Annotated in this window: 23 protein-coding genes, 1 riboswitch and 1 other annotated feature; of the genes, 15 read left to right on the plus strand and 8 right to left on the minus strand. The window is 45.5% G+C overall.

Going from position 1 to position 22,265, the window contains the following annotated elements; all coding sequences use genetic code 11:
• Window positions 1-61: 61 nt before the first annotated feature.
• Both pfkB and BVG16_RS04380 read right to left on the minus strand, forming a co-directional pair.
• On the minus strand, window positions 62-1,030 hold the full coding sequence (gene pfkB, locus BVG16_RS04375) for a 1-phosphofructokinase (RefSeq protein ID WP_078497338.1): 969 nt from the start codon (window positions 1,028-1,030) through the stop codon (window positions 62-64).
• Window positions 1,017-1,889: a class II fructose-bisphosphate aldolase gene (locus tag BVG16_RS04380; protein ID WP_078497339.1), complete on the minus strand. Its 873-nt coding sequence runs from the start codon at window positions 1,887-1,889 to the stop codon at window positions 1,017-1,019. Before BVG16_RS04380 ends, pfkB begins: the two co-directional genes overlap by 14 nt.
• Window positions 1,890-1,976: 87 nt before the next feature.
• Between BVG16_RS04380 and BVG16_RS04385 the strand changes: the two genes are divergently transcribed.
• Both BVG16_RS04385 and BVG16_RS04390 read left to right on the plus strand, forming a co-directional pair.
• The gene (locus BVG16_RS04385) at window positions 1,977-3,035 is read left to right on the plus strand and encodes an SIS domain-containing protein (protein ID WP_078497340.1); all 1,059 of its coding nucleotides are present in this window, start codon (window positions 1,977-1,979) and stop codon (window positions 3,033-3,035) included.
• 21 nt (window positions 3,036-3,056) lie between these two features.
• Window positions 3,057-3,848, plus strand: coding sequence for a DeoR/GlpR family DNA-binding transcription regulator (locus tag BVG16_RS04390; protein ID WP_078497341.1), 792 nt, complete (start codon window positions 3,057-3,059; stop codon window positions 3,846-3,848).
• An 85-nt stretch (window positions 3,849-3,933) separates the two neighbouring features.
• On the opposite strand, the gene BVG16_RS04395 is transcribed toward BVG16_RS04390, so the two are convergent.
• On the minus strand, window positions 3,934-4,902 hold the full coding sequence (locus BVG16_RS04395; RefSeq protein WP_078497342.1) for an aldose 1-epimerase: 969 nt from the start codon (window positions 4,900-4,902) through the stop codon (window positions 3,934-3,936).
• Window positions 4,903-5,050: 148 nt separating this feature from the next.
• Window positions 5,051-5,305 (plus strand) — a binding site (T-box leader).
• Between the two features lie 50 nt (window positions 5,306-5,355).
• On the opposite strand from BVG16_RS04395, the gene trpS reads away from it, so the two are divergent.
• Window positions 5,356-6,345 (plus strand): tryptophan--tRNA ligase, encoded by a 990-nt coding sequence (gene trpS, locus BVG16_RS04405; protein ID WP_078497344.1) that lies wholly within the window; start codon window positions 5,356-5,358, stop codon window positions 6,343-6,345.
• A 39-nt stretch (window positions 6,346-6,384) separates the two neighbouring features.
• Here trpS and BVG16_RS04410 read toward each other — a convergent pair whose 3' ends face one another.
• Window positions 6,385-6,567 (minus strand): hypothetical protein, encoded by a 183-nt coding sequence (locus BVG16_RS04410; protein WP_078497345.1) that lies wholly within the window; start codon window positions 6,565-6,567, stop codon window positions 6,385-6,387.
• Window positions 6,568-6,690: 123 nt separating this feature from the next.
• Here BVG16_RS04410 and BVG16_RS04415 point away from each other — a divergent pair, with 123 nt between their 5' ends.
• Window positions 6,691-6,912: an alpha/beta-type small acid-soluble spore protein gene (locus tag BVG16_RS04415; RefSeq protein WP_078497346.1), complete on the plus strand. Its 222-nt coding sequence runs from the start codon at window positions 6,691-6,693 to the stop codon at window positions 6,910-6,912.
• A 125-nt stretch (window positions 6,913-7,037) separates the two neighbouring features.
• Here BVG16_RS04415 and BVG16_RS04420 read toward each other — a convergent pair whose 3' ends face one another.
• The gene (locus BVG16_RS04420) at window positions 7,038-8,033 is read right to left on the minus strand and encodes a metal-dependent hydrolase (RefSeq protein ID WP_078497347.1); all 996 of its coding nucleotides are present in this window, start codon (window positions 8,031-8,033) and stop codon (window positions 7,038-7,040) included.
• 355 nt (window positions 8,034-8,388) lie between these two features.
• Between BVG16_RS04420 and cyoE the strand changes: the two genes are divergently transcribed.
• A complete protein-coding gene (gene cyoE, locus BVG16_RS04425) occupies window positions 8,389-9,318 on the plus strand; it encodes a heme o synthase (protein WP_078497348.1) in 930 nt (309 codons plus the stop codon).
• A gap of 26 nt (window positions 9,319-9,344) precedes the next feature.
• Here the strand turns inward: cyoE and BVG16_RS04430 are convergent, their stop codons facing one another.
• Together BVG16_RS04430 and BVG16_RS04435 are read right to left on the minus strand one after the other, a co-directional pair.
• A complete protein-coding gene (locus tag BVG16_RS04430) occupies window positions 9,345-9,695 on the minus strand; it encodes a toprim domain-containing protein (RefSeq protein ID WP_233146886.1) in 351 nt (116 codons plus the stop codon).
• Between the two features lie 492 nt (window positions 9,696-10,187).
• Entirely contained in the window at window positions 10,188-11,354 is a 1,167-nt protein-coding gene (locus BVG16_RS04435; RefSeq protein WP_078497349.1) for an MFS transporter, read from the minus strand.
• A 151-nt stretch (window positions 11,355-11,505) separates the two neighbouring features.
• On the opposite strand from BVG16_RS04435, the gene BVG16_RS04440 reads away from it, so the two are divergent.
• Window positions 11,506-11,940 carry a hypothetical protein gene (locus BVG16_RS04440; protein ID WP_078497350.1) on the plus strand — a complete coding sequence of 145 codons (435 nt, stop codon included), beginning with the start codon at window positions 11,506-11,508 and terminating at the stop codon, window positions 11,938-11,940.
• 172 nt (window positions 11,941-12,112) lie between these two features.
• Entirely contained in the window at window positions 12,113-14,245 is a 2,133-nt protein-coding gene (locus BVG16_RS04445) for a peptidoglycan D,D-transpeptidase FtsI family protein (protein WP_078497351.1), read from the plus strand.
• Between the two features lie 148 nt (window positions 14,246-14,393).
• Here the strand turns inward: BVG16_RS04445 and BVG16_RS04450 are convergent, their stop codons facing one another.
• Window positions 14,394-14,612 carry a hypothetical protein gene (locus tag BVG16_RS04450; RefSeq protein WP_078497352.1) on the minus strand — a complete coding sequence of 73 codons (219 nt, stop codon included), beginning with the start codon at window positions 14,610-14,612 and terminating at the stop codon, window positions 14,394-14,396.
• A gap of 381 nt (window positions 14,613-14,993) precedes the next feature.
• Between BVG16_RS04450 and BVG16_RS04455 the strand changes: the two genes are divergently transcribed.
• The 8 genes from BVG16_RS04455 (at window position 14,994) to BVG16_RS04490 (ending at window position 22,264) form a co-directional block, all read left to right on the plus strand.
• Window positions 14,994-15,737 (plus strand): Cof-type HAD-IIB family hydrolase, encoded by a 744-nt coding sequence (locus BVG16_RS04455; RefSeq protein WP_078497353.1) that lies wholly within the window; start codon window positions 14,994-14,996, stop codon window positions 15,735-15,737.
• Between the two features lie 12 nt (window positions 15,738-15,749).
• Window positions 15,750-16,241, plus strand: a complete 492-nt coding sequence (locus BVG16_RS04460; RefSeq protein ID WP_078497354.1) for a DUF456 domain-containing protein — start codon at window positions 15,750-15,752, stop codon at window positions 16,239-16,241.
• A gap of 25 nt (window positions 16,242-16,266) precedes the next feature.
• Window positions 16,267-17,901 carry a putative polysaccharide biosynthesis protein gene (locus BVG16_RS04465; RefSeq protein WP_078497355.1) on the plus strand — a complete coding sequence of 545 codons (1,635 nt, stop codon included), beginning with the start codon at window positions 16,267-16,269 and terminating at the stop codon, window positions 17,899-17,901.
• Between the two features lie 34 nt (window positions 17,902-17,935).
• Complete coding sequence (locus BVG16_RS04470; RefSeq protein ID WP_078497356.1) at window positions 17,936-18,283, plus strand: thioredoxin family protein; 348 nt, start codon at window positions 17,936-17,938, stop codon at window positions 18,281-18,283.
• Between the two features lie 201 nt (window positions 18,284-18,484).
• Window positions 18,485-19,405: a COX15/CtaA family protein gene (locus BVG16_RS04475; RefSeq protein ID WP_233146887.1), complete on the plus strand. Its 921-nt coding sequence runs from the start codon at window positions 18,485-18,487 to the stop codon at window positions 19,403-19,405.
• A 155-nt stretch (window positions 19,406-19,560) separates the two neighbouring features.
• Window positions 19,561-20,277, plus strand: a complete 717-nt coding sequence (locus tag BVG16_RS04480) for a Cthe_2314 family HEPN domain-containing protein (protein WP_078497357.1) — start codon at window positions 19,561-19,563, stop codon at window positions 20,275-20,277.
• A 71-nt stretch (window positions 20,278-20,348) separates the two neighbouring features.
• A riboswitch (SAM riboswitch) is annotated at window positions 20,349-20,479 on the plus strand.
• A 91-nt stretch (window positions 20,480-20,570) separates the two neighbouring features.
• Entirely contained in the window at window positions 20,571-21,590 is a 1,020-nt protein-coding gene (locus BVG16_RS04485; protein ID WP_078497358.1) for a methionine ABC transporter ATP-binding protein, read from the plus strand.
• Entirely contained in the window at window positions 21,590-22,264 is a 675-nt protein-coding gene (locus BVG16_RS04490; protein WP_078497359.1) for a methionine ABC transporter permease, read from the plus strand. The genes BVG16_RS04485 and BVG16_RS04490 overlap by 1 nt, the downstream gene beginning before the upstream one ends.
• Window position 22,265 lies beyond the last annotated feature (1 nt).

Raw genomic sequence — 22,265 nt, forward strand, 5'->3', positions numbered from 1 at the left:
CCTTGACTCATCTTTTTTAGATGATGTGAAGGAGGTGTTCTTCTGTGTATTGGAGAATAAGTTAACGAAGGATCTCCTCCACATGAACGAGCTGATATAGTCGCTCAACATCCTCGGGTTGTACGAATCCAGCACCGACCATCAACGCATTTGCACTTCCGCATGCAGATCCAAGACGTAGGACATCATCAATGGAATTCCCACGCTCGAAGGCAACGGCCATACCACACACCATGGAATCACCGCTTCCAACCGGATTCACAATTTTCAATGGCGGGAATGTCACCCGGTAGAGCTTCCCTTGATACCCAGCGATGGAACCTTTCTCTCCAAGCGAGACAACTACACACGTTATGCCTTGCTCCATTAATGTAACGATACAATCGATTAAATCATCTGGAGAAGAAATAGGTTTGCCTACGAGCTTCTCGATTTCATGCTCATTCGGCTTGATCAGAAATGGTCGGGCTTCTAATCCTGCGACAAGCGCATCACCGCTTGTATCTAGTATGATACGTAGGTCTGGATTGGTTGCTCGCACATTGCGAATCAGCTGCGCATAAGTATCTGCTGGGCATCCTTTCGGTAGGCTTCCGGAGAACACCATGCAGGCTGATTCCTTGGCTAACCGCTCCAGCTTCGAGGATAAGGCTTGAATTGCGTCCGGTTGGATCGTGGGTCCGGGCTCGAGCAATTCGGTCTGTTCGTTCGGCTTCGCGGGATCGAGAATAGTGATGCATAATCTGGACTCCCCGTCGACTTCAACAAAATCGTGCGCGATATGCTCACGGTTTAACCCTTCGGTAATGAAGCGTCCTTGCGAACCAGCAACAAAGCCAGTAGCAATAACAGGATGCTGCAACGTTGCAGCAACACGCGCGACATTGATTCCCTTACCTCCTGCGGTAGCGACCATATCGTTGACACGAAAGGCATGATTGAAATCAAAAGATGGTACCGTGTACGTCTTATCGATGGCAGCATTTAAAGTAACGGTCGTGATGAGGGAAGGTTGATTAGATGAACGCATCTTTCGCACGTCCTATACAACCGGTAAGCTGCATCTTTTCAAGGGCAAGCTTCTTCACAGCTTCCTTCGCCGGAACCATATATTTGCGCGGATCGTTTTCATTCGGATTTTGTTCGAAAATGTGCTTGATCGCATCCGAGAAGGCGATACGCAGTTCCGTCGCTACATTCATTTTACCCATGCCGAGGGCTACGCAACGACGTACTTGATCGGCAGGAATACCAGATCCGCCATGCAAAACCAGTGGGACTTGAACCAAGTTGTAGATTTGCTCAAGCTTATGGAATGCGATGTTTGGTTCTCCTTTATAGATACCGTGAGCCGTGCCGATCGCAGGTGCGAAGGTAGGTACGCCCGTACGCTCTACGAATTCCACACATTCTTGCGGGTCGGCAAGCCGCGCATCTTCTTCGCTGACGATAATGTCATCTTCCACACCGCCAACTTTACCCAATTCCGCTTCGACATTCACACCAGCAGCTTTAGCAACACGGACAACTTCCGCCGTACGGCGAACATTTTCTTCAAAAGGATGCATAGAAGCATCGATCATGACGGAGGTGTAACCTGCACGAATACATTGGACAAGCAAATCATAATCTGTACAGTGGTCTAAATGGAGGGCGATTGGAATAGAAGCTTGTTTGGCAGCTACTTGAGCGGCAGCGACAATGTATTCAGGTCCTAAATGTTTAACCGTACCGACCGTTGTTTGCAAAATGAGTGGAGCTTGCGCTTCTTCCGCAGCATCGACTACCGCTTGAAGCATTTCTAAGGTATGAACGTTGAACGCGGTGACGCCGTAACCATTGGCACGCGCAACTTCCAGCATACCTGTTGATGAAACCAAATGACCCATGATGATTACCTCCCAATAAAATGATTGAAACAATCAAAATTATGATTTATAATTTCATTAACTCGATTATAAAGGAGGACATTAACAGTGTCAATTGGTGCAGGTCAACTAACTTATGACGAAATCAGTGCTCAAGCCGAAGCTTTACAATCCGCATGGGAACAATTGCAACAGCAGTCAGATTGGGTGAACAAATATATAGGAAATTCAGCGTATGAGGAAGTTGTTTTTATTGGATCAGGTTCTTCCTATTATCAAGCATTAACGATGGCAGCCACCTTCCGCAAATGGACAGGACGCAGCGCAACAGCATATCCATCATCCGAACTTTTCTTATTCCGTGAACAGACTTTAAATGTGAACAAGAAGCTTCTTATCGTAGGTGTATCTCGTTCTGGTGAATCGCATGAGGTCATTATTGCATTAGATTCGTTTAAAGACGTATCCAACTGGGATCATTGCGGTATTACTTGCCATGAGACGAGTAAAATGGCACAAATGACAGCATGTCTTGTTTCCCCGCTGGGTAAAGAGAAGAGTACGGTCATGACGAAATCCCTCAGCAGCATGACATTTATGATGCAAGCTGCGATCGCTGTCGCTGCAGGTAAGGCGAACTTTACACAAGAATTAGAACAAGTCTTGGCATCGGATGCGGTCATTGTTCGTGAAGCAGATCTCTCTGCGAAAGCATGGGTTCAGAGCCATAACTTTACACGGACTGTATTTTTGGGTATGGGAGCATACGGCGGTCTATCTCTTGAAGCCTGCCTGAAACTCAAGGAAATGACATGCACATGGACCGAAGCGTACGGTACACTCGAATTCCGTCATGGTCCGAAATCCATTATTGAGCCAGGGGCACAGGTTGTTCTATTATTGTCGGAATCAGCTCGTGAATATGAACTCAAGGTAGCTCGTGAAATGAAAGGCTACGGCGCAACGCTTGTCATCGTTACGGCTGCGGCTGGCGATGATACGGCATTCGCGGATCTCGTTGTGGAAGTGGGCGGGGCATCGATAAGCGATGAAGCTAGAAGTGTGCTATACTTACCATGGATTCAGTATAATGGTTATTATACGGCCATGAAATTAGGACTTAATCCAGATGATCCGCGTAATTTAACGCAGTTTGTTGAAATTTAATGTTATAGGTGTGATGTATTGATGGCAGGCTTGAATCCTTCCAAAGGCGAGCAAAGAAGACAACTTATATTACAATTGTTAAAACAACAAGGGCGCATTACGATTCAGGAAATTATTGATCAATTTGACTGTTCGGAAGCAACCGCGCGGCGTGATCTTGATTTGTTGGATAAAAAGGGCGAGATTATTCGTACCATTGGCGGCGCACTCTTTGATGGTATCTCTACCGTTCGAGAAATGCCTTTTGCCGAGAAGAAGCAGCATTTGTGGCTGGAGAAAGAAGCTATTGCCCGCAAAGCTGTGGAGTTAATTGAAGAAGGCGACAGTATTTGTCTCACAGGCGGAACGACGACATTCCTGATCGCTCGCGAATTGAAATCGCGTCAAGGTGTGACCGTGGTGACCAATGCCGTAAATATCGCCATGGAGCTTGCCGATAGTGAAGGAATTCAGGTTGTTGTTGTCGGTGGTGTCATGCGGAATAAGAGCTTTGAGCTATGCGGACCGTTGGCGGAGAAGACGATCATGCATTTAAATATTGAGAAGCTGTTCATCGGTGTGGACGGCATCTCTGCAGAACAAGGAATTACGACGTATTCTGAGCTGGAAGCACAAACAGGAAGAATGCTCATGAGCCGGGCAAAACATACGATTGCTGTGTTTGATCGAACGAAGGTGAACAAAGCTTCTTTGTTCTCGATCGCCCCTTTATCGGAGCTTCATGCTTGTGTGACGGATGTTCCGTTAGACCCTCGAATGGATAGCGTATTTAACGAGCTGGGCATCGAACGGATCTACGGCGTCGAAGAATAGAAAAAGAAAAGCAATGCCTGTACCATCACTTTTACGTGAGAGGATACGGCATTGCTTTTTTTTGTGCATTCTATTTTAAGTTCCGTTAAGGATGTTCGATATTTAGATGAATGACCAGTTCGACTTGCTCTTGCGGTTGGATATCAATTAAGCCGGTAACGTCGCTGCCGAATTTCGAGTTAGGGGCATCGGTTAACCACGTATAGGGCTCTAAACATACGAATTGATCGGCTTTACCTTTAGTATACAAGACCCAGTGTTTAAAGTAGGGTTGGTTGGCACTGTAGATCAGCTTCAGACCGTCTTCGCGGGTTAGGCGCGCTTCCACAGGCTGTCCCTTCGTGACGCGGAAGACCGTGTCGAAATTCGTACCTTTTAAATTCATGCCGTTCGGTAGCCCTTCAAACGGCTCAAGACCGACAACTTCACCCGTTGTAATCAATTCATCATCTAATTCATAAATCGCGTCGACAGGGACTTGCACCGTCCATTTATCAGGCTCTCCGTCAATCATGAACCAGGTATGAACACCGAAACCAAATGGAGCAGCTTGCTCTCCTAGATTCTGTGTATGCAGCGTTTGCTTGAGTTCTGCGCCGCGTAACTCGAGCACCATCTCGAGCTTCAACGGCGTAGGATACTGGCGTACCCAGTTCGGGTCGTCTTTCGTGTAGAAAGTCGTCGTAATGGAGCAATAGTCATCTTGTTCCTGCAAATCTGTCACTTTCCATGACTGCGTCCGATGCAATCCATGGATATGATTATTGTTTGCTGTATTTTGATCAAATTGATATTGAACACCGGCATATTCAAATTTACCACGGCGGATACGACCTGGCGGGATGAGAAGCGGGATACCAAAATGATAGGGTTTCTGCATGTAAAAATCAAAATCGGATTCTTCTGGTTTACGCAGCACATCGCGGTTCAGCACTTTATCCCAAATGCGAATGACGTTATTCCCTAGTCCGGGAAGCAGGGTAACTTCCAATTGATCACTGTGTAGGATGTATGTAGCTTGTCCATTCCATTGTCCCTTAGTCACTTGATACAAGCGTGCTCAACTCCTTTTTCTTATCTTAACTTTAACCAACAACATCTCTTTTTATCATACCAGATTCAAGCGATAAATGATAATGAAGTTCGCCATCAGTGACGTTGACTTTTCATCCGTCGCTTGATATTATTAGCGCTAATATAACGAGAAAGCAATGACAGGGATAAGTAAGCAGACAAGTGATGCTCCAGAAAGCCGGTGGTTGATGCAAACCGGTGTGTCACGTCCGCCGAATGGCCCCTGGAGCGCTGAGCGCAGAACCATAGATGCACCAGAAGGTGCCTATATGAAGTATGCCGGCCGTCTTATCCACGTTACGGATTTCGAAAGATTCTTCGGCAGATACAAGCATGTATGTCGATGAATAATTAGGGTGGCACCACGGTCTCTCGTCCCTTGCGGCGAGGGGCCTTTTTGTATTTTTTTTAAGGACTAAGGAGGATGAAAGAGATGAAACGCGTATTATCAGGAATTCAGCCCAGCGGTCAATTGACGCTCGGGAACTACATCGGAGCTATTCAAAACTTCGTAAAACTTCAACAAGATCATGAATGTTATTTCATGGTTGTCGACATGCACGCCATTACGGTACCACAGGATCCGGCAGCACTCCGCGAGCAGTCTGAATCCGTAGCAACATTGTATGTAGCAGCAGGCATTGATCCGGCAAAAGCAAATATATTCATGCAATCGCATGTCCCGGGACACGCGGAACTCGGCTGGATGTTAACGACATTAACTTCAATGGGTGAACTTGAACGGATGACCCAATTTAAAGATAAATCCGCCGGAAAAGAATCCGTAGGCGCGGGATTGTTCGTGTATCCTGCTTTGATGGCGGCTGATATTCTAATCTATAATGCAGATCTTGTCCCTGTTGGAGACGATCAGAAGCAGCATTTAGAGCTTACCCGCGATCTAGCCGGCAGATTCAATGGACGTTACGGAGATTACTTCACGATCCCAGAGCCGTATATTCCAAAGGTTGGGGCACGAATTATGTCGCTAGACGATGCATCGAAAAAAATGAGCAAGAGCAATCCGAACCAAGGAAGCTTTATTGCGCTGCTGGATCCGCCGGATGTGATTCGGAAGAAGCTCAGCCGTGCGACAACGGATTCAGGTCGCGAAGTACAATACGATCCTGCGAATAAGCCAGAGGTCAGCAACTTGATGAGTATCTACGCTCACTGCGCGAATCTGACGTTGGATCAAGTTCAGGCGAAGTATGATGGGCTTGGATATGGTGCGTTTAAGAAGGATTTAGCTGAGGTTGTGGTCTCCGTGCTAGAACCGCTTCAACAACGTTACCATGATATTCGTGAGTCCGGTGAGATTCATAATATCTTGCGTCAGGGAGCAGAACGTGCCGCTGTCGTTGCAGCGAAGACCGTACGAGATGCGAAAGAGCGGATGGGATTTTTGCCCGAACAATCTTAGGATGATGTTAGATGTAAGTTAAAAAGCGAAAGCAGAGGGTTACTCTGCTTTCGCTTTTTTTCGATCTAATCGAGCTTTTGTGGCAAAGCTGAAACCTAGGAATCCAATCAAGATAAGCGTGAATAGCAGGACGAGCCACACGCTATAATTGATGGATATCGCAATGGCTAACATGAGCAGTACATTGATGATGGCAAACATGAGAGATAGGGATTTGGTCATTGGAAATACCCTCCATCTATTTCAGATAAAAATCTAAGAATAACATTCTAGAGAAAGGTCATAATAAGTTTGCAAGCTTGCAGCAAACATATTTTAGAAGCAGGGTGAAAGGAGTTTTTACCAATGGCACAAGGACGTAACTCTTTAGTCGTACCTCAATCTTCAGCAGCTCTTCAACAATTGAAGATGGAAGCTGCACAAGAACTTGGTGTAACAATCCCTTCCAGCGGATACTATGGCGACATCACTTCTCGTGAAGCAGGATCCCTAGGTGGATACATCACGAAAAGATTGGTGCAAATTGCTGAACAATCCCTATCGGGGACTTCAGGCAACATTCGCTAAGCTGCATATTCAAGAAAGAGATGAGCTCAAGGCATAAGCCTTGGGCTTTTCTTTGTCCAGACATACAGCTTGTTTTGGACATAATTTTGACGCATTCCAGAGAATGCGTCAAGAGAATGTTAAGGCTATGAAATAAGTAAGCTCCATTTTTTCTCGATTTGGCTGTCGCTAATCCAGCCCACATAGGAGTCAATCGTATTGAAGTCACGATCCATCATGACAATGGCGACAAAAGGATACTGTTTCCGATGTCGATATCTTACATCTGACCAGCGAACAATATAACCAGCACGAATTTTACGAACCTCCGCACAGGTGTAGGAGCTAAAATGAAGAATTGCTTGAACTGTAGGATCTTTCTTGGATTCTTCTACCGCAGGATGGTTGGAGCAGTTCGCTTTCTCGTGCCATTTCAACCCCGTTGCATCGTAATGACCGAGGACATAACTCTGATCCTTTTTTGTTTTGACAATATGCCAATGGGTTAAAGATACCGTTGGGATCGCGATATACTTGTCACCTGATTCATGGTCAGGGTCGATATGAACCAAGCGATGTTCTAGTCGATAATGCACAAGGGTTCGCCAGATATAGTACAGGGCAATGACGATGTACAAGGTCGGAAAAATGACTTGCGGCCGTGCCAGATCCAGAGCCCATAGCAGAATGGCAAAGGCATGCGTGACAAAGATTGTAGGGTCAAAGATATGAATGATGTTCCACGAAATCCACTTCTTCGTAAAAGGACGAGCTCCTTGTGTCCCATAGGTGTTAAAGAGATCAGAGAATACATGATAACAAGCTGAAATCAGCACCCACAAGCCAAGATGGAGCATCGAGCTGCTTCCCCAAGGGAATCCCCAGAGCAAAGACAAAATGCCTGTGATCAAGACCGTCCATAGAAGGAGGAACGGCGGGGAATGAGATATTCCACGATGATTTCGAATATACAGACTATTGCTCTTAAGACGGAGGAGACCGTCAAAGTCAGGTGCTTGCCCGCCGAGAACGGCGCCGATAAATACGGCAACGGCAAGGGATGGATTTGACGAGACAATAGGATCAATATAGGAGAGGCCGGCGATACCGAGCCCCATTACAACATGTGTGCCACTATCCAAGTTGAATTTCTCCTTCTTCTGATGTAGTAATTACTAGAAAATTCTCTTTTTCTAGGTTATTATGAACGGATATGCCCATTCTTACCACATTAGAATTTATAAAAGTTTCGACGTATCAAAACTAAAAAATTCTATTTGGCGATAAAAACTACATTTAACCGCGGTCGCTCATCTTCGAAACACCTCGATAAAGGTTTTTCTCATTAGAAATGAAAAGCCATTCCTTCCATTATCTACGTCAATCAATTGTCAAATTCATGAACAGTTACTTCGAACATTGTCAAACATCGAATGCATTTGATATGATAAATCTCATAGCAGTGCATTTTGTTTTCTAAAGAGGGGGACTTCACAGATGGAAAAACAATTGAGTTATAAAGCTCCTTCCGACTCAGCGCCGCTTTCACAAGTTACGATAAAAGCAGGATCATGGAAAGATTTTGTGAATGTTATTAAGCCTGGCATTCTTCGTTCCAATCTAATCGCCGCTTTCGGTGGGTTTTGGTTAGCGTCCAAATGGGATATTAACTATATCAGCATGATTTGGATGCTTATTGGTACGACGTTAGTGATGGCTTCTTCCTGTGCTTTCAACAACTATTACGATCGTGAATTGGATATGAAAATGACCCGTACGCAGGACCGCGCACTACCAACAGGACGTTTAACACCGACTGTCGTGTTATGGTACTCCATTGTGCTGGGTGTTCTCGGATTGGCCATCCTCTTCTTGCTCGTCAACGTGTTAGCAGGCGTACTTGGAATAGTCGGGATGCTCGTATATGCAGGTATTTACACGATGTGGCTCAAACGCACATCCACGTGGAGTACTTCTGTCGGCGCAATATCAGGCGCGATGCCGCCGGTTATCGGTTATGTAGCCGTAACGCAAAGCATCGATATGGGAGCGATTCTTCTATTCGCATTATTATTCTTATGGCAGCCTCCACATTTCTGGGCGTTAGGTATTCGCCGCGTGGAAGAATACCGTGCAGCAGGCTTCCCGCTGTTACCAGTTGTCAAAGGCATTCGCCGCACGAAGTTTCAGATGATTCCATACGTTGCTTTATTAGTATTGGTGTCCATCTTATTCTATGTATATGGATATGTTGGCTGGATCTTTTTGTGCGTCGCAACGTTGCTGTCTGCAGCATGGTTATTCATGACTTTAAGCGGGTTTCGGGCCAAAGTCGACGAAATTTGGGCGAAGCAAAATTTCTTTATGTCCATTAACTATTTGATGATCGTATTCATTATTATGATTGTAGACACAGCGCATCTATAAGATAAGAGGCGTATATAATATTTATTTTAGAACGGGCTTGGATCTGGGTATAAGATATACGGATCTAAGCCCGCTTTTTCTAATTGTTGAATCAAATATTCATCAGGTGTTCCTTCGACACCGGCATACCCGCGTCTTGTATATAAATGTTCCGCATCTGGGAACGCATCACGCAAAATTCCTCGTATTTTCTTTCCTGAAGCATCATTATCCATGAATAAATAAACGGGTTGATCTCCAATTTTTTGCTTTAATTCTTCTAGTCGATCGGTGTTTAAGGTACCATACGTACATAAAATCGTAATTTCCGATGTTAATAGCCGTTTCAATCGGCTGCGATCGTTCTTTCCTTCGACAACAATGATTTGCTGCTGCAAGACGCATACCTCACTTCTTGTCTATATATTCCCCGGGAAATGTCGATATTGAACAGAAGAGCTAGAGAGAGTTTTCGGATCCCCTTAGCTATAGTGTACTGTGTTAGACATCCTTTATGCAAAAAAAAGAGCTCGCACAAGGCGAGCTATCTATAAGAGGAAAAGAACGACAAACGAATTAAAGGAACGTGCGGATTAATAATTTATTAACAGTGTGTAGCGCGAAGAATGATTACAAGCAAGATGAACAACACCAAGATTACACCTGTTGTAGTAAACATACCTCCGACACCGGGACCACAAGGACCGACACTCACAGGGGATACAACAGGACCACAAGGAACAACATTCACAGGGGATACGCATCCACCAAAATCCATTTCACGTCACCTCTCTTTCAACTTCTTCGTTAAAGACTATGTATCATATGTCTTGGTAGGGCTAACGTACTGTGCTGATACCTAGACCTATGAAATTGGGCATTACCCCGCCTTATGATTTGTTCGGTAACGTAGGGAGGAGCTGCGGACGCGTCTTATGGTTCGATGGGAGAATGCATAAGGCCGTCATGAGAATGAAAAATGCAATGAAATAAGGGGATACAAGTTCGCGTAATTGACCCGCTAATAGTGGACCGATAAAATAACCAATCGAGGAAGCAATGGACATGGTTGAGAACATTCGTCCGTATCGCGTCCCGCCGCTTAGTTCAATCAAATAGGAAGACATGGCCGGGAAGATGATGCCCTTCGACATGCCTACAATAAAGAGCAGAGCAATAAGCGGGAAAGGCGTAGGAATTGCAATAGCAAAGAAGGATATGGCAAGGGCAAGGCTTCCGATCCATGTACGCACATGCGCAGAATAACGGCTTAAGAACAGCAAACTTAGTGTGAGCAATGCGCCCAAACTAATCACCGAGAAAAATACACCCGCTTTCATGATGGACTCTAAAGCCTCCTTCATGAGGGGCAGCTCGAAGAACAGAATACCTTGTGAGCACGCAATGGCCAGCGGAAGCACGAAGAAACGCCATGGCATCTGAGGCAAGGGATCCTCCAGGTTCTCTATATCTGCTGTCGATGCATTTATGTCGGTTTCCATGACGGGCTGCGGACGATCATGAATGGCGAAGATGGCTACGCCTGCGATCGCGATAAGCACCCAACCTAGCACAGTGAAAGATTTCGAAAAGCCAATTTGTGCAACAAGAAAGGCACCCGCTGCCGGTGATACGACAGAGGCGAGGGTATGCACAAGACCGTTACCCGCCATGAGCTTTCCTTGTTGGATATGATCTCGGGCAAGGCGAGCCAGGAGCGAGAGACAGGCAGGGGATAGGAAAGCCAGCACAAAGCCGCTTATGGATCGTAAGAAGAGCAATTGCCAGGGATTGGAGATATGCGCTTGAAAGAGAAGGATTAGCCCTGCACCGAACAAGCTTCCGATGATAAATATACGGCTTCCATACCGGTCTACACTAAAGCCTGCAATGAGATTGCCGGGCAGATGGGTGAACGAATAGATACCCATCATTAGACCGATAAAGGAAGGAGCAGCTCCGAGTGATATCGCAAATGGCGTTAGAATCGGATACTGTGCATGCAAATCGAAAAATGCGACAAATAAAAATAAGTAAAGCCAGATAGCAATTTTCAACGTACTCTCACTCCTTTATGGTTCTCTATAGCTACTTGTACGTCTGGAGGGACGAACTTATGCCCTTAATTTCGATGAAACGGTTAGATTTACGAATAAAATGGCAATCATGTATAATGTGAAGATGTGATGTGAAAAGGAGGGTTTGAGAATGAGCCAAGAAGTGATTATGCAGTTTCTTAAAGAGAACTGGATGCTGCTCGCCGTAGCGATCGTCGTTTTGTTCGTCGTGGTCAGCTTTTTGAAAACGGTAATGAAATGGGTGATCGTGATCGGAATCGTGTTGGGCGTTGCGTTATACAGCGGCTACACCATTGACGATTTGAACAAGGTTGTAACAACGGTGAAGGATGATGCGCTCCAGACGATGAAAGATCAAGCGATGAACGCGATGATTAAAGAAGCTAAAAATGCTGAATTTACACAACATAAAGACGGAACTTATAGCATAAAGACAGATAACCTTGAAATTACAGGCAAGAAGAACGCTGATAAGGTGAAAGTATCGTTCCATGGGGTTTCATTGGGAGAAATGAGTATGAACGATTCCACCGTTAAAGCATTTCTCGATGAGGCCAAAAAGTAAATTGAACAACTCTACATAAGGAGCGCTTCGAGCAATCGAGGCGTTTTTTGTCGTATACATCGGTGATAACCTGTAAGAAGTTGCAAGAAGATGCAAGAAGGGGGAGAAATATGATACACTTAGTCTTGCAGATTCATGCTCTATTTTACTTGCAGAAAGGGTTAACATTCGTATGGCAAATCATTCGCTGGATGACCAGCAAAAGCGTGAAATTTTGAACCGCAGAAATTTCTCCTTGCGGCTTAATATATTCTTTTTTATTTCTTTTATGGTTTTTTCTGTTTTGATCGTTCGCTTAGCCATTTTACAATTTGTCGAAGGACCTGGATTAAAAGCCCTTGCCAATGATATGGGATATCGCAGCGTAGCTATTCCACCGATTCGCGGTTCTATCTATGACTCAACCGGCGAACGAATCGCATATTCCACCTCGACACAGTCCTTATATTTCACATTAAATAAAGATTATTCAAAAGAGTCCAATAAGGCCGAGTTAGATCAAATTGTATTGGGTCTGAAGAAAGTATTCGATCAATACGGGGATAAGAATGTACCGGCAATGACCGAAGAGGATATTCGTTATCAGATGGATATCGAATCCAAACTGAATTACGGGTATGTTCCACGTCGGATCAAGTCAGGTCTGACCCAGAAAGAAATTGCTTATTTCATGCAGCATAAGTCAGAATTTACGGGCATTGATATCGTTGAGGAAAGCATCCGGAACTACGATAGTGATACGGTAGCTGTCCAACTGATCGGGTATTTGAAAAAGTATAAGTCGGCGATCAATCCGGAGGGCGGGCTGGATTTCTACCGCAAAATCGAAGAGAATAACTCAAGCGCCCAGGAACAATATTTACAGAACGAAGACGTTGGTTTTGACGGCTTAGAATTAATGTTTCAGAATGAGCTTCGTGGGAAGAATGGTCTGAAGACGTTCCCCGTGAATAATGCGGGACGAATTATTGGACCGATGGAATTGACGAAGCCAGAGAAAGGGAATAACCTGATTCTGACGCTCAATAAGCAAGTTCAATTAAAAACCGAGCAAGCGATTATGGATGGCATTAAGCATATTAATGATACCGCTTCGAGTGCGAGAGGATTCAAGCCGCATGCTCGCGCAGGTTATGCCGTTGCGATGGAAGTCAAGACCGGGAATATCGTCTCCATGGCAAGTATGCCAGACTATGACCCGAATATTTGGCGGGGCGGTAAGATCAGTAAAGATGAGTATAACGATATTCAAACTCGGTATGTGAATGGTACGATTCGAGCCGTTTCGCAAAGTTATGCGAGCAAGACGGAACAGAATAAGCATCCTTCCTCGATTGTTCCGCTCGGGTCCGTTATTAAGCCCTTATCGGTATTGATCGGTCTGCAGGAGCAGCTATTTACATCCCGTACCGTTTTCCAAGACCATGGGTATTTCCAATTTGGTAAAACCGGGCATGAGACTAAGATTCGAAATGCTTCCAATAAAGCGAATGGAGCGATTACGGCCTCCAAAGCCATTGAAAAATCGTCTAATGCCTTTATGGCGGGCATGGTAGGGAACAACCTGTACATGAGAGATGGGAAAGAGGGCATCGACTTGTGGGACAAGTATATGAAGGAATTCGGGCTAGGCGTGACGACGGGCAGTGGATTGCTGAATGAAAGTGCGGGAACCGTCGATTATTATCAAGAGTTGAAATCCTCGGGTAATGCGCAATCACCGCTTCTGTATGCTTCGTTCGGACAGCAAGGGCGTTATACGACTTTACAATTAGCTCAATATGTTACGATGCTGGCGAATCACGGGAAGCGGATGAAGCCGCAATTCGTGAAGCAAATCGAAGATACCGACGGCAATGTCGTGCAGACATTCAAGCCTGAGATCCTGAATGAAAGGACTTTTGACCAATCCTACTGGAATACGATTGAAGCAGGGATGTCGAAGGTAACCGTGAGCGGTTTTGAAGGTTTCCCTTATGCCTTTAACCGTAAAACGGGTACATCACAGCAGAAGGTAGGCGGCGGAATTACGGTGGAGAACGCGGTGTTTATCGCTTATGCACCTGCCAATGATCCTGTACTTGCTGTCGCTGTTGTTGTTCCGGAAGGTGGATACGGCGGTCGTTCAGCTGCCCCAATCGCACGTGAAATTTTTGATGCGTATGATGCGGAAATTGGATTGGATGGCGTACCGAAAAACCCGACGAAGAAGGCGACAACAGAACAGGGCCAGAATGCTGGGACAGGTTCAACAACATCAGGGTCGAAGGACACAACAAGCACAACAAATGGAGGCGCACGATAAGCGAGCCTCGAAGATATAATGAAATGATGGAGGACGGAAACGTCCTCTTTTTTGTCATTTTGGAACGCCATACGCATCCCTCCCCGCATGGTCTATCATATATTGAGCGAAGCGAAGCGTACCACTGCCCAAGGCTGCATGGTGTTGTTTAAGATTCCGGCGGAATACTTTCAATAGAAGTAAAGAAGATATCAAGCAGGTCTTTATCAAACTTCGTTTTCACAAAGTCGGATATTTGCTCCAGCTCCTCCTTACTGCCATACGCTAGACATGGGCGCCCTTCACACTGTAATACGGTGCACTGAAATACCTTTCTCACTTCTTCGATCACATAATCACATTCCACGAATCCACTGCGAACTGCCAATGATCTCACGCTCCTTTTAACGACGGGTTCCCTTTACTTAAGTTCACTCTCTCTATTATTCAAAATTTAGATTTATGCATCCGATGACATTTATCACATATGTAGGGCTTTTCTAATATTGTCTTTCTTTCCCAAGGTAAACTTTTTTGGATAAGAGGAACATTGTGTCAAGTTATGCATTTGATAAAGTAGAAGGACGATCCACAACACAACACGATGTACGAAAGGTGGGAGAGGGAATGCGCAATGTAAAGAAATGGAGTTCCTCCGTCAAACGTTTCATCATGATGATCGCGTTTTTAACTTTTTAATGTGATCTATGGTAAAATGTCGTTATGCAGCAGAAGCGGGATAATCGCGAACAAAGGTAGGAGGAATGGAATGACAACCTATAAATTGCTGGCACTCGACATGGATGGTACAGTACTTAATGAGCAACAAGAGATATCAGAAGAGAATGCCTACTGGATTGCGGAAGCGAAGAAAGCAGGAATTACGGTATGTTTCTCAACGGGGCGTGCCTTTCAATCGGCAATGCCTTATGCAGAGCAACTGGGCTTGCAATCGCCCATGATTACCGTGAACGGCAGTGAGGTTTGGAGAGCGCCTTACGATCTATATCGCCGGCATATGATGGACGCGTCCGTCGTACGCGAGCTCTATGAATTGGCGAACCAATATGACGTATGGTTCTGGGGTTATACAATCGACCAGACCTACTTGAAATCCACATGGAATGCGTCCATCGCATTTGAACAAGAGAAATGGCTGAAATTCGGCTATACCGTTGAAGATGAGGCCATCCGACACGAAATAGAGACGAAGCTGAACCGCATGGGCGGCTTTGAAATTACGAATTCCTCCCCGATCAATATTGAAGTCAATCCGCTAGGCATCTCCAAGGCTTCCGGTTTGAAGGATGTCTGTGAAATCCTTGGGATCGGTATGCATGAAGTCGTTGCCGTCGGAGACAGCATAAATGATCTTGCAGCGATTCAAACGGTAGGTCTCGGGGTTGCCATGGGCAATGCTCAAGAAATCGTGAAAGAATCCGCAGACCTCATCGTCGGCAGTAATGAAGAACATGGGGTAGCACAAGTCATCCGTGACTATCTGTTGAAATAGGAGGCAGATGACATGGCATTAGAGATTATCGGATGGATTTTAGTTATCGTCTTGTTTGCTGTCGGGATGGCCGGGACGATCTATCCCATCTTGCCAGGCGCTATAGCCATCTATGCCGCGTATTTTGTATACGGGCTCTGCATATCCTTTCAACCGTTTGGCATTTGGTTCTGGACCATCCAGACGCTCATCTTCATTGTGCTGATCGTGGCAGATTACGTGGTGAGCGCCTGGGGGGTTAAGAAATATGGAGGATCAAGGGCGTCCGTGATTGGCAGTACAATCGGGATTATCATCGGCCCTTTTGTCATTCCTGTCGCAGGTTTGTTACTTGGCCCCTTATTAGGGGCGATGATCGGCGAGATGATTGTGGGATCGGACTTTAACCGAGCGTTGAAAGTTGGCTTTGGATCTTTGGTAGGGCTATTTACGAGTACCATCGTGAAAATTATCCTGCAATTAGCGATGATCATCGTGTTTATTATTTGGATTTGCGTAGCGTAAGTAGAGAAAGAAGGGAATAAACGTTGTGGCAAAAGAATCATTCATTAAAGGTACGCTAATCTTAGCGGCAGCTGCACTTGTCGCACGCGTACTCGGCGTTGTACAGCGGGTGCCGCTTGAGCATATGCTTGGGGTAACGGGCGGTGCCTCCTTTACACTGGCTTCGAATGTCTACCTCATGTTGCTGACTGTAGCGACAGCGGGTATACCGAGCACCCTTAGTAAGATGGTATCTGAGCGTTATGCGCTCAACCGACCAGAAGAAGCGCAGCGAATTTATTTTGCGGCGATTTTGTTCGGATTAGGCATGGGGGTCGTCATCACGATCTTCCTCTATGCATTTGCACCCCTGTATGCATCGATGAGTTCGGTGCCTGAAGCGTCTCTTGCGATTCGTGCATTGGCACCAGCGCTTATTCTGTTCCCCGTCATTGCGATGATGCGAGGGTATTTCCAAGGTCGGAACCTCATGGCTCCAGGGGGAATTTCGCAGATAATTGAACAGATTTTGCGTGTTATCACTGCCGTTGGACTTGCGCTAATTCTCTATAAGTGGGGGTATAGCCAGGAGCAAATGGCAGCCGGAGCCTCTTTCGGCGGTGTATTAGGCAGTATAGGCGCCTTCCTCGTTATGATATATTATGGACGTAAATTGAAGAAGGCAGACCGGGCTGCTGGCATCGCAGCAATCGAACGTGGAACGGGTCCCAAAACACCGTTGCGTCGGATCTATGCCGAGATTTTCAAATTCTCCATTCCGATCGTCATTACATCGCTTGCCGTGCCTTTGATCTATGCGATAGATTCCAGTATCATCGTGCCGATTCTTAAGGGACAAGTTGGTGAAGCGCAAGCAACGGAAGCCCTGAAGATTCTTGGGATGAATGCCCAATCCATTGCCGGGATTCCACCGATTCTTGCGATTGCGTTAAGCACATCGATCATTCCGATCATTTCTAGCGCATTTGCTCGTAAAGATATGGATTATTTAAAAAATCAGGTAACCCTGGCTTTACGGATTGCGCTGCTCTCCGGGATGCCGATTGTCCTCATTCTGTGTACGGCGGCGTTCTCGATTAATGGGTTGTTATTTAGCAGCACGAACGGCAGCGGAATTATTGCACTCTTGACGTCGTGCACCATTTTCCAAATCGTCATGATGGTCTCGAGCTCCATTCTCTATGGCTTGGGACGTCCGAAGACACCGATGTTTCATGTCGTTATCGGGATCTTAACCAAACTCTTAGGCAGCTTTACCTTAGGATACATCTTCGGTATTTATGGCATCATTGGCTCAACGATGTTGTGCTTCGCCGTCGTGATGTTATTGAACCTTCGCTCCTTGAAGCAAATCGTCGGGTTCAAAATTCTAGGTTCCCGGTGGGCAGGATTCTTAACCACAGTCATCTTGTTGACGGGGATTGGTTATCTTATTGAATGGGCCGGAAATCAGTTGACGCATGTGATGCATGCGCGTATGGCTTATTTCTTCTCATCCAGCTTTGTCGGACTTATTCTTATCATTCTATATCCTGTCATGTTAATCGTCTTCCGTGTGATCACAGCAGAGGAGCTGAAGAGCTATCCGAAGCCGCTTCGCAAAGTACTTCAACCCTTCATGCGGTTCCAACGGAGACAGGGTGTTCGAGCGTCGGAATAAGGGGTATAATTCGAAATAAAACGAGGTGTTCATCATGGAAAAATTAACATCAGAACAGCAATTTCAAGAGGTGATTCATTCCTCAAAGCCAACGATGGCAGTTTTCAAAGCCGTATGGTGTAAAGACTGTCACTTTATCGATCCATTTATGCCAGAGGTCGAGCGCAAATATGCGGACAAGCTCACTTTTGTGCACATTGATCGTGATGAATTGCCAGACTTATGCGAGAAGTACAATATTCTCGGGATCCCAAGCTTTATTGCTTTCGTAGAAGGTCAAGAATTGATTCGCTTCGTCAGTAAGCTGCGCAAGACACGTGAAGAAATCGAAGAGTTTATGGATCGTGCCATTGCCGTTGCGGACAGCGTGAAAAAGAACTAATCCTTACAACCTAAAAAATTCCCCCTGTCGACATGATTCGATAGGGGGAGTTTTTGTGTTATCTACGCAATATTTCTCAAGTCGGCGCTAAACGTGAGGATAATATGCGTTTTGTCACAATTCCGCCTTAGTTTTCCATCTGAATTCAGGTATAATGTTAATTGGTGAAATTTACATCTTGAGAGATGAGTAGGTGAAAGATTGAGAGCAAATACATTGAAATGGCTTGCTTATATCACATGTATCGGGATGATGCTCGTCCTCTTGAACGGTGCATTGGTGACCAAGACAGGTTCCGGTCAAGGTTGCGGAACAGATTGGCCCTTATGTCATGGCAAGTTTGTACCTGCCTATACGATTTCATCCATGATTGAGTATTCCCATCGCGCAGTTAGCGGATTGGTAGGGATATTGGTTCTCGTCTTGTTCATCGCGGTATGGAAATACGCGAAGGATCGGAAGGACGCATGGTGGTACGCGCTAACGGCACTATTATTTACATTCATTCAAGCAATTATGGGCGCACTTGCTGTTGTACTAGGACAGGCACCCGCTGTAATGGCTCTTCATTACGGATTTTCGCTCATCGCCTTTGCAGGAACGCTACTACTCTCGATTGTACTTTACCGTCGAAGTAAAGGATTAGGAGACAAAACCCCTCAAGGTGTTGTGATAACAAATTGGTTTCGGAATTTAACTTGGATCGTAACCTTATATAGTTATATGGTTGTCTATGTAGGTGCATTCGTGCGTCATACGGAGGCTTACGGTGGCTGTCAAGGCTGGCCGCTCTGTAACGGGGAAATCATCCCTACATTGCAAGGAACGACATTAATCGCCTTTGTGCACCGTGTCGCTGCCCTGCTGCTGTTTATCGCAGTCGCAGCATTAGCCCATTTTGCGTATCATAACCACAAACAAATTCGTGAAATGCGAGTGGCAGGGATTTGTGCACTGATGCTCGTCACCGCGCAGATTCTAAGTGGAGCTTGGGTCGTATTCACCTTAGGAAATGATAATATTGGATTATTTGCAGGACTATTACATACCGTTCTAATCGCTGGACTCTTCGGAATTCTATGTTACATGAGTGTTCGCGTGTGGCAATTGGGTAAACGTTAAAAATCGGATATACTAAAAAGGAACAAAGTCTTCGATCTCGTTCGAGGACTTTTTTTGACCACAAACCTACATCTAATCGCGGTCGCTCGTCTTCGAAAGGCCGAGGGTAGAGGTTTTCTCATAGGTGTTCAAAATTGTACGGGAGTGTGACAACGATGTTGCGAATGTTGCTGGGACAACCGCCGAGAGCTGAACTAGGTATGATGCAAGGAGCCGCAGACGTAATGAAGCGAGTGCGCTTGCAAATCGAACAACGGGAGAAAAAGGGGAATGACCCGGAGCACACGTATCGTAAATATGAAATTTGGACGCAGGGACTTGTTGTTTCGTTGGACGAGCTGGAGCAAAGCGTATTTGCTTCCGGTTTTTTTGCGGATAAAGTGAAACAGGCTTATCAATCGGAGATGTCCAAGCAGGAAGAAGCCGATTATCATCGTCATATTTATTTCTATAAAAATGGATTCATTCGCGTATTTTCTATTTTAGATAAGTTGGGTACGCTGATGAATGCTTTATTCGATTTGCATACGGAGCGGGCGAAGGCCCATTTCTCTTTTTTTACTGTACTAAGGCAGTTCCGGTATTTAAGTGTGCATATGGCCTTGATGGATAAGCTTAACGGGATCAAGGAACAATATAAGGAGCCTCTGAATTCTCTGCGTAAAATGCGGAACATCGAAATTCATTATATGAATATGGAGATGCAGGATGATCTGTGGCAGCGTGATCAAACGTTGAACGGGAAAGTGAAGCTGGAGGATATTCAGCAGAAGCAAAAGGACTTGGAGCTGGGCTATCAGATGGCATGTGAAACCTTGCAGGCTGCGTTCGAATATATCGAGGTCATTCTACGGAATAAGTACCATAAATAATTGGAATATTTTGTACTTTGACAACCCTTCTGTCTACACGTATACTCAAGTTAAATTTCATAACGTTTGATTTCTTATCGAGAGCGGCGGAGGGAATAGGCCCTGTGAAGCCCGGCAACCGATTCTAGGATCAGTAAATAGCTGATCAGAATGACATGGTGCTAAATCCTTCAGAATTCTTGTGAATTCTGGCAGATGAGAAAAGGTACTTGCTGATGACTTGTTAGCCCTTTTCCGCTTTGCCGGAAAGGGGCTTTTTTGAATTTCATAGCCAGACCACCAAAGGAGATATCATGATACGATTGAATCAATTGACCAAAACCTATGGCAATAAACATAAGCAGACGACAGCATTGCAAAATCTGGATTTAACGATCACGCAGGGTGAGATTTTCGGCATTATCGGACATTCGGGTGCAGGTAAAAGTACGCTGTTGCGCAGCATTAACCTGTTAGAACGCCCTACAAGCGGTGAAGTATGGTTTGGAGATACGAACATCACCGCGTTATCGGAGAAAGAGCTTCAACATGTTCGGCGGAAGATGGGGATGATTTTTCAACATTTTAATCTATTATCTTCGGCAACCGTGTATGATAACATTGCTTTTCCGCTTCGGTTAGTTCGAACACCTAAGGAAGAGATCGAGCAGAAGGTCAGTAACCTGCTTAAGCTGGTCGGCTTGGAAGAGCATCGTAATAAGTATCCAGCACAGCTCTCAGGGGGACAGAAGCAGCGTGTAGGGATTGCAAGAGCTTTAGCGAATGATCCGCAAGTGCTGCTCTGTGATGAAGCGACGTCGGCTTTGGACCCGCAAACCACGAATTCAATTCTTCGGCTGCTGCTCGATATCAATAAACAGCTTGGGATTACAATTGTGCTCATCACGCATGAAATGCATGTCATTCAGACGATTTGTGATCGCGTTGCGGTCATCCATGACGGCAATATTGTCGAGCAGGGTCCGGTAACGGAAGTGTTCTTGAAACCGGAGCATCGAGTGACGCGTGAATTTATCCGTGAGGAGAACGAAAATGCAGAACTTCTCGATGCGATCATCGAATCTTTGCCGACCAATGACCATGCACAGGTTGTTAAGATTAATTTCTTAGGGACAAGTACCTATGAACCGATCTTATCGGTCATTGTGCAGACGACCGGCGTATCCTTTGCCATTCTTCAAGGCACGATTGCTACCATGAAGGACACACCTTACGGTCAGCTTATCGTTCGATTTGAAGGCAGTCAGGAAGCATTAGAACGAACGTATCGCATGATCGAAAGTCAAGTTCATGAATTGGAGGTGATACGATAATGTTATCAGCAGCTGTGGATTTCTCCAATGTGGACTGGAATGAGATGGGGATTGCAACGTGGGATACCGTTAGAATGCTATTTTTCTCTACCTTGTTCACGATGATTATCGGATTGCCGCTAGGTATCCTCTTATTTATGACATCGAGAAGCGATTCCAATGGAAGCCGTGCGTTATACAGTGTCTTATCGCTTATCGTGAACATCCTGCGGTCCGTGCCGTTTGTCATTCTTATGATATCCATTATTCCGTTCACCAAAATCGTTGTAGGTACATCCATCGGTGTGATCGGTTCGATTCCGCCGCTTGTCATCGCCGCAGCACCTTTTTTCGCACGGCTAGTGGAAACCTCGCTGCGTGAAGTGGACCGCGGTGTCATTGAAGCAGCAACAGCCATGGGAGCTTCTAAAGGACAAATTGTCGGTAAAGTATTACTACCTGAATCCATGCCAGGATTACTTGCAGGGATTACGATTACGACAGTTACGCTGGTGTCCTATACGGCGATGTCAGGATTGATCGGAGGCGGCGGACTAGGGGATTTAGCTATTCGTTACGGGTACCAGCGCTATGAACCTTCCGTGATGATCGTCTCGGTTATCGTGTTGGTTGTCCTGGTTCAATTGCTGCAAATGCTCGGAGATCGCCTCGTATTAAAGTTTTCGAAGAAATAAC

This window comes from Paenibacillus selenitireducens (assembly GCF_002021565.1).
In the GTDB taxonomy this organism is placed as follows: domain Bacteria; phylum Bacillota; class Bacilli; order Paenibacillales; family Paenibacillaceae; genus Paenibacillus_K; species Paenibacillus_K selenitireducens.

Bases quoted from the DNA above. Each gene is read 5' to 3' on its own strand.
- pfkB (WP_078497338.1), bottom strand. From the start codon at position 1,030: ATGCGTTCATCTAATCAACCTTCCCTCATCACGACCGTTACTTTAAAT.
- BVG16_RS04380 (WP_078497339.1), bottom strand. From the start codon at position 1,889: ATGGGTCATTTGGTTTCATCAACAGGTATGCTGGAAGTTGCGCGTGCC.
- BVG16_RS04390 (WP_078497341.1), top strand. From the start codon at position 3,057: ATGGCAGGCTTGAATCCTTCCAAAGGCGAGCAAAGAAGACAACTTATA.
- trpS (WP_078497344.1), top strand. From the start codon at position 5,356: ATGAAACGCGTATTATCAGGAATTCAGCCCAGCGGTCAATTGACGCTC.
- BVG16_RS04410 (WP_078497345.1), bottom strand. From the start codon at position 6,567: ATGACCAAATCCCTATCTCTCATGTTTGCCATCATCAATGTACTGCTC.
- BVG16_RS04415 (WP_078497346.1), top strand. From the start codon at position 6,691: ATGGCACAAGGACGTAACTCTTTAGTCGTACCTCAATCTTCAGCAGCT.
- cyoE (WP_078497348.1), top strand. From the start codon at position 8,389: ATGGAAAAACAATTGAGTTATAAAGCTCCTTCCGACTCAGCGCCGCTT.
- BVG16_RS04440 (WP_078497350.1), top strand. From the start codon at position 11,506: ATGAGCCAAGAAGTGATTATGCAGTTTCTTAAAGAGAACTGGATGCTG.
- BVG16_RS04445 (WP_078497351.1), top strand. From the start codon at position 12,113: ATGGCAAATCATTCGCTGGATGACCAGCAAAAGCGTGAAATTTTGAAC.
- BVG16_RS04455 (WP_078497353.1), top strand. From the start codon at position 14,994: ATGACAACCTATAAATTGCTGGCACTCGACATGGATGGTACAGTACTT.
- BVG16_RS04460 (WP_078497354.1), top strand. From the start codon at position 15,750: ATGGCATTAGAGATTATCGGATGGATTTTAGTTATCGTCTTGTTTGCT.
- BVG16_RS04470 (WP_078497356.1), top strand. From the start codon at position 17,936: ATGGAAAAATTAACATCAGAACAGCAATTTCAAGAGGTGATTCATTCC.
- BVG16_RS04480 (WP_078497357.1), top strand. From the start codon at position 19,561: ATGTTGCGAATGTTGCTGGGACAACCGCCGAGAGCTGAACTAGGTATG.
- BVG16_RS04485 (WP_078497358.1), top strand. From the start codon at position 20,571: ATGATACGATTGAATCAATTGACCAAAACCTATGGCAATAAACATAAG.
- BVG16_RS04490 (WP_078497359.1), top strand. From the start codon at position 21,590: ATGTTATCAGCAGCTGTGGATTTCTCCAATGTGGACTGGAATGAGATG.